7 protein-coding genes and 1 pseudogene (1 of these 8 cut by a window edge) are annotated in these 10000 nt (G+C 42.8%); 6 read left to right on the top strand and 2 right to left on the bottom strand.

Annotated elements, in window-relative coordinates; all coding sequences use genetic code 11:
* A protein-coding gene (locus RCO84_RS00705) for a hypothetical protein (RefSeq protein WP_287850787.1) crosses the window boundary here: on the bottom strand, positions 1-50 show its 5' end (the start). The gene continues 127 nt to the left of window position 1, outside the view; only the first 50 of its 177 coding nucleotides appear in the window; its start codon is at positions 48-50; its stop codon lies beyond the left edge, outside the window.
* Between the two features lie 304 nt (positions 51-354).
* Positions 355-777, bottom strand: coding sequence for a hypothetical protein (locus RCO84_RS00700; protein ID WP_317583481.1), 423 nt, complete (start codon positions 775-777; stop codon positions 355-357).
* Positions 778-928: 151 nt separating this feature from the next.
* Between RCO84_RS00700 and RCO84_RS00695 the strand changes: the two are divergent.
* From RCO84_RS00695 to RCO84_RS00670, 6 genes and pseudogenes are all read left to right on the top strand, one after another.
* Positions 929-1048 (top strand): annotated as a pseudogene (locus tag RCO84_RS00695) (N-acetylmuramoyl-L-alanine amidase); the annotation flags it as partial.
* Positions 1049-1177: 129 nt separating this feature from the next.
* Positions 1178-3898, top strand: a complete 2721-nt coding sequence (locus RCO84_RS00690) for a TonB-dependent receptor (RefSeq protein ID WP_317583478.1) — start codon at positions 1178-1180, stop codon at positions 3896-3898.
* Positions 3895-4272, top strand: a complete 378-nt coding sequence (locus RCO84_RS00685) for a hypothetical protein (RefSeq protein WP_144154811.1) — start codon at positions 3895-3897, stop codon at positions 4270-4272. Before RCO84_RS00690 ends, RCO84_RS00685 begins: the two co-directional genes overlap by 4 nt.
* Positions 4273-4275: 3 nt before the next feature.
* Complete coding sequence (locus RCO84_RS00680; RefSeq protein ID WP_317574127.1) at positions 4276-5790, top strand: DUF6850 family outer membrane beta-barrel protein; 1515 nt, start codon at positions 4276-4278, stop codon at positions 5788-5790.
* A 37-nt stretch (positions 5791-5827) separates the two neighbouring features.
* A complete protein-coding gene (locus RCO84_RS00675) occupies positions 5828-7063 on the top strand; it encodes a DUF4876 domain-containing protein (RefSeq protein WP_317583474.1) in 1236 nt (411 codons plus the stop codon).
* A 33-nt stretch (positions 7064-7096) separates the two neighbouring features.
* Positions 7097-9910, top strand: a complete 2814-nt coding sequence (locus tag RCO84_RS00670) for a M16 family metallopeptidase (protein ID WP_317583473.1) — start codon at positions 7097-7099, stop codon at positions 9908-9910.
* Positions 9911-10000: the final 90 nt, after the last annotated feature.

Below are 10000 nucleotides of genomic sequence, written 5' to 3'. Positions count from 1 at the left end.
TTCATGAACTCCTGTGCCTGTCGTATCATGTACAAATATTTATCCTCCATACTAAACTAACCATCTAGAATCAATAAAAGCCTTATTTTTGCATTTATTAACCACAATCGCAAGTTTTGCGAGTCGAAAATTCTATAGTTGTACAACTCTGGAGTTATAGTCGTACAACTATAGATTTTCAAAAGCTCTAGCATATTTTTTATTTTTGTATACTACTGTATATCAGTAGTTTACAAAATATTAGCATATTTTCAATTCTACAAAACGAATTTGGATTCATTGAAAATTCTGAAATTATGGAGTGCGTAAAAGTGCCTTTTGTCAGTATTTTTCCTCACGCTACCTCATTGGTGATCAATTCCACTTATACCAAGCTTCATTGATATACTTGCGGATATTACTGATGCCTGTAGTAACCTGAGGAGCCAAGGGCTGTAAGACTTCGATGAACTCCTGCTTCACCATAATATCTTGGTCAACCTTTACATTTGTATCATTCACCATATCCATCACCACCTGAGCCAATTCCTTGGCATTGGTGCATGCAGAGAGCTTGGCTACATATTCTGCTAATGCTTCCACATTATTAATATATAAGGAGAGACGGGTTGTTTCGGGTGAGAGAACAGGCTCTTGACTTGTGGTCTTCGCCTTCATCATCTCCTCTATGTACTTGTCGTCATAAAAGTTTTGCTCAGCCTTGATAGCATTGGGCAGAATCTGGTTGTTACCGCCAGAGATATTAAAGACGATATTTGCCTTATTATTATCTTCCATTGCTATGATTTTTATTAAAAGTGAACGTATAGTGAATGAGCAGTAAACAGATGGTGAATGTCAGTGAAGGCATTTGTTTTCGCCTCGCCAATGTTGTATCTTTGTACTGCGTTCAATCAGAACAAACGGGATTGCAAATCTCTTTGGACTGACGATGACGCAGCACCGTAAGCTGCTGGAGGTGGGTGCTCATGCCCGACCTTATAATAGATGCTCTATCGGCATCTGCTATGAGGGAGGGCTCGATGAGCAAGGCAAGCCTTGCAACACCATGAAAAGCTTGAAAAGGCAGTGAATCAGGAAATCCAGAATGTTTTTTGAGATTACCTATTTTTAGGTATTGTGAACAATTTAATTTTGTCGTATCTTTGCACCCAAAAAAATAAGTTAAAAGATTAGTATGAAACATATCCTGTTGCTTATGATGCTTTTTGAGGTGAGTCTGATGGGAAAGGCGCAATCTATATCTAGCAAAGTTGTGGACAAAGATTCTCATGAAGCGATTATCGGTGCTGTCGTGTATGTGGGTAGTTCTCAGAAAGTGGCAGCTATCACTGATATTAACGGGCGATTTTCCATAGATGCAGCCAATGCAGGTAAATCTCTTAAGATTACTTATATAGGATACAAGAACTATTTAGGTAAGTTAAACCAGGCTCTCTATGAAATGGAACCGGAAATCAAGTCTGTGGGTGAAGTAGTGGTTACAGCTCAGGAGTCCAAGAGTCTGGCTTCTGCTTCTGTTATCGAGAAGCATGCCATGGAGCACCTGCAGCCTTCAAGTTTTACGGACATTCTCGAACTGTTGCCTGGTGGACGTTCCAAAGATCCTGATTTGAGTAGTCCTAATACGATTCGTATTCGGGAAGCCGGAAGTCCTTCAGGATATACTACCACTTCCCTCGGAACGAGTTTTGTAGTAGATGGAGCTCCCATCAGTACCAATGCCAATATGCAATATGTGGCTGGGTCTTGGGATGCAGCAACAACATCCAGAGAAAATATGAATGCCGGAGTGGATATGCGTAGCATCTCTACCGATGATATCGAGAAAGTAGAGGTGGTACGTGGCATTCCATCGGTAGAATATGGCGATTTGACAAGTGGTCTGGTGAAAATAGAACGTAGGAGAGGTGGAAATGACTGGAATGCCCGTCTGAAAGCAGATATGGGAAGCAAGCTCTTTTATCTTGCAAAAGGATTGGAATGGACTCCCCAGCAGATGACCCTCAATCTCAGTGTTGATTACCTCGATGCGAAGGCAGATCCAAGAAACCGGCTTGAAAATTACAGGAGACTGACGTTTTCTGCCCGGTTCGGAAAAACTTGGTTGACAGATTTTTACCGTTGGAAGATTTCGTCCAATCTCGATTATACCGGTTCTTTTGATAATGATAAAGTTGACCCGGATCTCAATAATCAGGCGGAAGATTCTTATAAATCGCAATATAATAAATATGCATTTAATTCACATGTAAGTCTGTCTCCCAAGAAGCGCATTTGGTTTAAGTCGCTGGATCTGACTTTGTCAGCCTCTTATGAGTATGACCTTATCAAGCGAACCAAACTGGTACAGCTGACCCGCCAGACAGTGGCAGCTACAGCAACTACACAAGGGGTTCATGATGGTGTTATCCTTCCCTATAAATATGTGGCTTATCATGATGTAGAAGGAAAGCCGCTCAATCTTTATGCTAAGGTCAATGGTAAATTCCAGGTTCCTTCTCTTGTGGTTTCCAATACCTTGCTGTTAGGCACCGATTGGAATTACGACAAAAATAAAGGACGGGGGCAGATTTATGATGTAACCCGCCCTCTTTATGCAGGTTCTATGTCATGCCGTCCCCGAAATCTTTCTTCAATACCTTCCAACCAACAGTGGGGAATTTATGCTGAGGAACAGTTGACATTGCCTTTTGCTGGTCATTCTCTTGAACTGGTAGCCGGTATAAGAGGTACGCAGATGTTGAATCTGCCCAATAATTATGAGATGCATGGTAAGTTTTTCTGGGATCCCCGTATCAATCTCGGCTTGACTTTTCCTAAATTCAATATTGGCAGGCTACCATCCTTTATCCGAATAGCAGGTGGAATAGGTGAACATACCAAAATGCCTACTTTGGAACAGCTTTACCCTGATCCTGTATATCTGGACTTAACCCAGCTGAATTATTACCATACGAATCCAGCGTATCGCCGTATCAACCTGATGACGTATGTGATAGATGCAACCAATCAGAATCTGAAGCCAGCGCGTAATTTCAAATGGGAGGTGAGTACTGACATCAATATAGGAGGCAACCGATTGTCTGTCACACTTTTTAGGGAGAATATGACTTCAGGCTTCCGTTTGCAGACGGCTTATGCTCCCTATATATATAGATGGTATGATGCATCGGGAATTAATGCCGATGCACTGTCGGCTCCACCTTCTTTGGAAGGATTACCCTTTGAGAAACGTAAGGAACTGAGGGGCTACAGTTATTACACCAATGGCAGTCAGACTCTCAAACGGGGAGTGGAATACACCTTTGCTACCCGAAGAATAGAAAAACTGTTCACCAGACTCACCATCAACGGAGCATGGTTCCGCACGGTTTATCGTAATTCTGTGGTAGAGACTTATCGCCCAAGTGCTGTTATCGGCAGTAAGCAGATACAGTATGTGGGGTATTATGAACATGATGGAGGCAATATGAATGAAATGCTCAATACCAATTTCACGTTAGATTCGGATGTCCCCAAGTTGAAGTTGGGTTTCTCAATATCCGCCCAATGCCTATGGTATACGCTGAAACAGAGTAAAGAGGTGAGTAATTATCCTACCAGATATATGGATAATGACGGTGTGATGCATGAGTGGAAAGCAGGTGATGAAAATGATGCTTATCTCAGGTATCTGATCAGGGATTATAACGACAGCTATTATCTCAAATACAGAGAACCTTTTGCCATGAATGTCAATTTCAAGGTAACAAAGAAACTCTTTGATGAGAAACTGAATGTAGCTCTGTTCTGCAACAAACTGTTGGATTATACTCCCGAATATGAAAACAATGGAGTAACGATCCGCCGCCATGTAACTCCCTATTTTGGATTAGAAATGAATGTAAAGATATGAAGAGATTGTTGATTATATGTATGATGACCTGTGGTTTTATCATTTCCTCCTGTCATCAGGATGAAGATTCCCTGTTTACCGAAGCTTCCATCGTGTTGCAGGGAGAAACGGATATCGTTCTCGACAGGATCCAGGGTACGGTAAGTCTTACCAATCTGAATACCACCCAGGTTTTCACCGTATCATCATTTGAAGGGAATATAGCCAGAGCCAGTATTCTTCGGGGGTCTTATGCCATCCTGGTAGAGGGTACTGCCCAATATCATGACGCTTCAGGTAAAACTTACATCAGGATGTTCAGGGCAAGTACCGATTATGTGGGATTGGAAAAGGAAGGACATAATGAAGCGATGTTGAACATAATTTGGATGTAAATCATGAAGAAGAGATATTTCATATTATTTCTGTGCTGTGTGTCTTGGTTTACTGGAAGGTCTGCAGTAACAGATTCTGCCAGGATAGAGCATCATGCTACGTGGAAAAACTGGCAGAAGGAGACAGCATGGCAAAATCCCGCCATTCATGGGCTTAGCCTCACGCTGCCTTATTCTGAAGTGTATGTCCAGATGGATTATCTGCATCAATCTGCTCCCTTTGTACTGCAGAAGGGAACAGGGCATTTCCTCTCTGAGGCCAAGGCTGAAACCTTCCTTCGCTTGAGCAACCATTCTTCTGCCTGGGGGGCAGCATCTTACATGACGGGAAAACAATATCAGGTCAGCTGGAATTCTTCTTCTGATTATGATTTGCTGAATCCTTATATTCTGGCAGATACTCTAGGAGGTGACACACATTGTGAACGGTATGGTTTTCATGGCGGATATGCTGTTAGCAAGGGGAAATTCCAATTCGGTATTGAAGCAATTTTCAGAGCAGAACATGAATATCGGAATGTGGACCCGAGAATGCGAGGTATTGTCACAGATCTGACTCTACGCCTTGGTACTGCCTATGATTTCGGTAAATACCAGTGGGCTGCCGGTCTAGAAGGGAATGTATACAAGCAAACCAATGATGTTGATTTCTATCGGGAACTGGGTGTTATACCTGAGTTTCAAATGACAGGATTGGGAACAGAATACAGTCGTTTCTCCGGAGATAAACGCACCTTATATTATAAAGGTGGAGGATATGGAATAAATCTGGATGCCAACCCGTTGAACGAAACAGGTTTTTATGGTCATGCCAAGCTTTGGAGACGGCAATATAAACGTATGCTTGCCGATTTGAATTCCGTACCCTTAACCCAGTTGTTTTATCATTCTGCAGAAGTCTCCTTGGGATGGAAGCACATGGGCGGGACCCGTCAGGTAGCCTTAGATGGAAACCTTGTTTTTGTCAGACGTAGTGGTGATGAAAATATCATTGGCAAGTCCTCTGCCCAATATTATCCTATTATCGGTAAACTTACGATGTATAAGAATTATCTTATAGATACCTATCTCAGAGGACTTTACGGATGGGGGAGTGGCTCTGGTACATGGTGCTTGAATGGAAAGATCGGATATTGGAGCAATCGTGAGCGATATGTCTATCCTGAACGCAAAATGGAGGCTGCTAAGATCTATGGAAGATTGGGTGGACAGTGGATGCGCAGTCTTTCCCGAACTGTAGCCCTTACCGTGGACATGGCGGCAGCCTATTATGGTAATGTCAGTTCTGGTATCGTCATGCCTTATGCCAATATGAAGGCTTCGTTCCAGGACATGATCAATCATCAGTACCAGTTTGAAAAAGCAGGCTATGGAATGCTCTCTGCTAAGATACGTAGTGATTATCGGCTATCAGGCTCACAGATCGGCTTGTTTGCCGAATTAGGTGGAGATTGGATAACTTGTTCTGAAAACGAACACCAGCACCATCTGCATTTGGCTCTTGGTATCACATTCTAAAGTATAATATAGTATTAATGTAACTAAAAGTAGAAAAATGAAAAAGTTAATTTTAAAGAGTATGATGTTGCTTTCGGTGTTGGCATTGACTTTCACCTCTTGTAGCGACAATAATGACAAAGTAGTTACCACTCCTGTGTCATTGAGTATTGAAATGCCATTGGGACTGGAGAATATAGTTCTCTCCAATGCCAAAGCGGTTTTTACCAATGTAACTACCAATGAAACGTTTATCCAGGAACAGTTCCAGGAAAAAAATGGTAGCTTTATGGCATCTCTTGCCGATGTGCCTGAAGGAACATACAATGTTGCCATCAGCGGTGACCTGAGTTTTACTAAGGATGGTATTGCCGGTAGCAGTAAAATCAATCAGAAGAGCGAGAATGTGAGTGTAAAATCCGGCAATGCCCAAGTCAAGTTGGCTGTGAACACATTCAATGCTAAGGGAGGTTTCGTTATCTCAGAGATTTTCTTCACGGGTACGCTTACTCCAGAAGGAAAGCAGTATTCTGATGACCAGTATTTTATTCTTTCCAATAATTCTGATGTTACGCTCTATGCAGACAGTATAGCGGTTCTGGAATCTAAGTTCCTCACAGTATCAAAATATGATTATAATCCGGATATCATGAACGAAGCTATGACGGTAGATGCTATCTATATGATTCCAGGAAAGGGTACGGAAGTTGCAGTAGAACCAGGCAAATCTCTTGTTTTGGCATTGAATGCCAAGAATCATACAGAAGCAAACTCAGCCTCATTTGATTTAAGTAAGGCTGATTACGAATTCTATGATGAGAGTTCAAATCCACGCTTCACAGACGATGACAATGCCAGTGTTCCTAATCTGGATAAATGGTATTGCAGTTCACTTACCTATTTCTCTTTGCATAACCGTGGTTTCAAGACTTATGCCATTGCCCGTATGCATGGCGATAAGGAGAAGTATCTCGAAGAGAATACTTACGATGCCAGCTATGTGATGAAAGTGAATGGTAATGCTTATCCGATGACAGCCAAGAACTGTATCAAGGTTCCTAATTCCTGGATACTGGATGCGGTTAATCTTTCTATTGCATCTATGTGGCAATGGAATCTGGTATCTGCAAACCTTGATGCAGGATGGGCTCATTGTGGTCAGGTAGACAAAGATGAAAACCGCTACGGCAAGTCAGTAATCCGTAAGAAGAATGCTGATGGCAAATGGGTTGATACCAATAATTCTACCAATGATTTCGAATCAGATGCAACAGCCTCTTTCCTGAAGAAATAGGCATTCTTGTATAATTTTAAGAAAGAAAAATTTATGAAGAATCAGTTTTTGGGATTATTCCTTCTCTCTTTGTTTCCAGCTTCATTGTTTGCTCAGACTGTGGAGCAGGACACTTCCGTGCGACAGGGCAAGTTGAAGAATGGACTGACTTACTATATACGACATAATAATAAAGAGGCAGGCCTTGCCGATTTCTATATTGCCCAGCGCGTAGGCTCCATCCTTGAGGAACCCCGTCAGCGTGGACTGGCTCATTTTCTGGAGCACATGGCTTTTAATGGTACCAAGCATTTCCCTGGCAAGGGGAAGAAGTTGGGAATCGTGCCTTGGTGTGAAACCATAGGTGTTAAGTTTGGGGCCAACCTGAATGCCTATACCTCTGTAGATCAGACAGTCTATCACATCGGGGCTGCCCCTGTCAAGCGTGAGGGCATTATCGATTCGTGTCTTCTGGTACTCAACGACTGGAGCCAGTATATCAATCTCGAACCTAAGGAGATAGACAAGGAACGTGGTGTTATTCATGAAGAGTGGAGAAACCGGCGTACCGGTATGGCCATGCAGCGCATGATGGAGAATGTGATGCCAAAAATCTACAAGGGAAGCAAATATGAAGATTGTATGCCTATCGGCAGTATGGATGTTGTTGATAACTTTCCTTACAGAGATTTGCGCGACTATTATCAGAAGTGGTACAGGCCTGATCTTCAGGCCATCGTAGTTGTGGGCGACTTCGATGTGGATATGATGGAGAAGAAAATCCAGAAACTTTTCGGTAAGATCAAAGCCCATAAGAATCCTGCAGAGCGTGTCTATTATCCCGTAAATAACAACGACAAGATGATAGTTGCCATTGAGAAGGACAAGGAGCAGCCTATTATCATCGGCCATCTCTACATGAAAACCGATGCCACTCCTGACAGCGAAAAGAGCCAGGTAAAGTATCAGCGTGATGACTATGTAAGCGGACTCATCACTTACATGCTCAATGACCGTCTCTCAGAAAAGAAACAGGTGGCAAATCCTCCATTCATGAGTGCTACCGTAAGGAATGGTGCTTTTTTTGTTTCCCGTACCAAGGATGCCTTCAGTATGAGCATCAGCTGCAAGCAGGATCACGTACTCGGTGGTATCTACGAGGCTGTGGGTGAAATAGAGCGTGCCCGACAGCATGGTTTTACAGAGAGTGAACTGGAACGTGCCAAGAAACTCTATCTCAATGCAGCAGAACGAAAACTGAAGATGGAGAAGGATTATCGCAACGGCTATTACGTAAGCCAGTGCGTGGATCATTTCCTTGAAGGAGAGCCTATCCTTACTCCAGCCTATAATCTGCAACTGGTAAAGCAGTTTGATGGTGAAGTAACCCTGGCTGAGGTTAATCAGTCTGTAGGTAACATCATTACGGATAAAAACCAGGTATTTGTGATGTATGGTCCTGATAAGGAAGGATTTGTTATTCCTTCAGAATCAGAAATAGAAGCTACGGTACTTGCTGCCCAGAAAAAGCAATATGAACCATATCAGGAGGAAAAGATTCCTTCTACGTTGATATCTGCCTTGCCAAAACCGGGCAAGATTGTGTCTGAAAAACCATACGGCAAGTTTGGCATGACAGAGATTACGCTCAGTAATGGTATGAAGGTTTACGTAAAACCTACCGACTATCAGGCAGACCAGGTAATGATGAGCATGCGCGCTGAAGGTGGAACCTCACTTTACGGAAATGAGGATATTCCTAATTTCTCTCTCTTGACAAGTGCCATCACAGAAGCGGGTGTAGGCGACTTTTCAGCTACTGCTTTGCGTAAGGCTTTGGCAGGAAAGTCAATCAGGCTGACTCCATCCATCAGTAGTGAAGGCCAGCGTATAACAGGCTCATCTTCTGTAAAGGATATGGAAACCATGATCCAGCTGGCACACCTTTATTTCATGGCACCCCGTAAAGACAGTGTGGCATTTGAGGGTTTGAAGAATCGAACTCTGTCATTTCTGAAAAACCGTAATGCAAGTTCCAAGGTGGTTTACAATGACTCCCTTTCTGCCGTTCTCTATGACCATAACCTGCGTATGGCTCCTGTCAACGGTGAGGTTCTTGCCAAGGCTGATTACGGGCGCATTATGGAAATCTATCGTGAACGCTTCAGCGATGCTAGCAATTTCAAAACCGTTTTCATCGGAAAGATAGACATGACAGAACTTCGTCCTTTACTCTGTCAGTATCTGGCTACCTTGCCTTCGACCTATAAGAAGGAGAGGACAGACAAGAAAAACGTTCCGCAGATTGTTATGAAGAACGAAAAGGTAAAGTTTGTTCATCAGCAGGAAACTCCCCTTGCCAACGTGAGCGTATTCTACGCAGGCAACGTACCGTTCTCGCCAAAGAATGATCTGGTGCTGGATGTCCTGACCCGTGTATTGCAGATAGCCTATACAGATTCTGTAAGAGAGGAGAAGGGAGGTACCTATGGAGTAGGAGTCAGTTTCAACCTTGAGAAGGATGCCCTTCCAAATGCCTTACTTCGCATTACCTACAAGAGTGATCCGAAGCGTTATGAAGAACTGAATCCTATTATCTACCAGCAACTTCAGAACATCGCAGATAAGGGGCCTTTAGCCAGCAGTATGGATAAGGTGAAGAAATATCTGAAAAAACAATACCAGCAGATGATTATCACCAACGACTACTGGAGTTATGTTATCTGGCATGAGTTGGATGATGATGCCGATTTTGATAAAGATTACTATAAGATGGTAGATTCTCTTACTTCTGAAGAGGTGCAGCAGATGGCACAGACTCTGCTCAAACAGAATCATCGGATAGAGGTAACAATGCTGTCTGAGTAATAATCAGAATATTTCATTAAAAATAAGACCCGGCAAGAGAATAGCTGCAAGCTATCTCATGCCGGGATTTTTCATTTTACGATAGAAGTT

This window comes from Segatella copri (genome assembly GCF_949820605.1).
GTDB lineage: Bacteria > Bacteroidota > Bacteroidia > Bacteroidales > Bacteroidaceae > Prevotella.
Note: the sequence above shows the minus strand (reverse complement) of the source record. Positions and strands in the feature narration are given on the sequence as shown.

Coding starts and splice junctions, on each gene's coding strand:
- RCO84_RS00670 (WP_317583473.1), top strand. CDS start 7,097: ATGAAGAATCAGTTTTTGGGATTATTCCTTCTCTCTTTGTTTCCAGCT.
- RCO84_RS00690 (WP_317583478.1), top strand. CDS start 1,178: ATGAAACATATCCTGTTGCTTATGATGCTTTTTGAGGTGAGTCTGATG.
- RCO84_RS00675 (WP_317583474.1), top strand. CDS start 5,828: ATGAAAAAGTTAATTTTAAAGAGTATGATGTTGCTTTCGGTGTTGGCA.
- RCO84_RS00680 (WP_317574127.1), top strand. CDS start 4,276: ATGAAGAAGAGATATTTCATATTATTTCTGTGCTGTGTGTCTTGGTTT.
- RCO84_RS00685 (WP_144154811.1), top strand. CDS start 3,895: ATGAAGAGATTGTTGATTATATGTATGATGACCTGTGGTTTTATCATT.
- RCO84_RS00700 (WP_317583481.1), bottom strand. CDS start 777: ATGGAAGATAATAATAAGGCAAATATCGTCTTTAATATCTCTGGCGGT.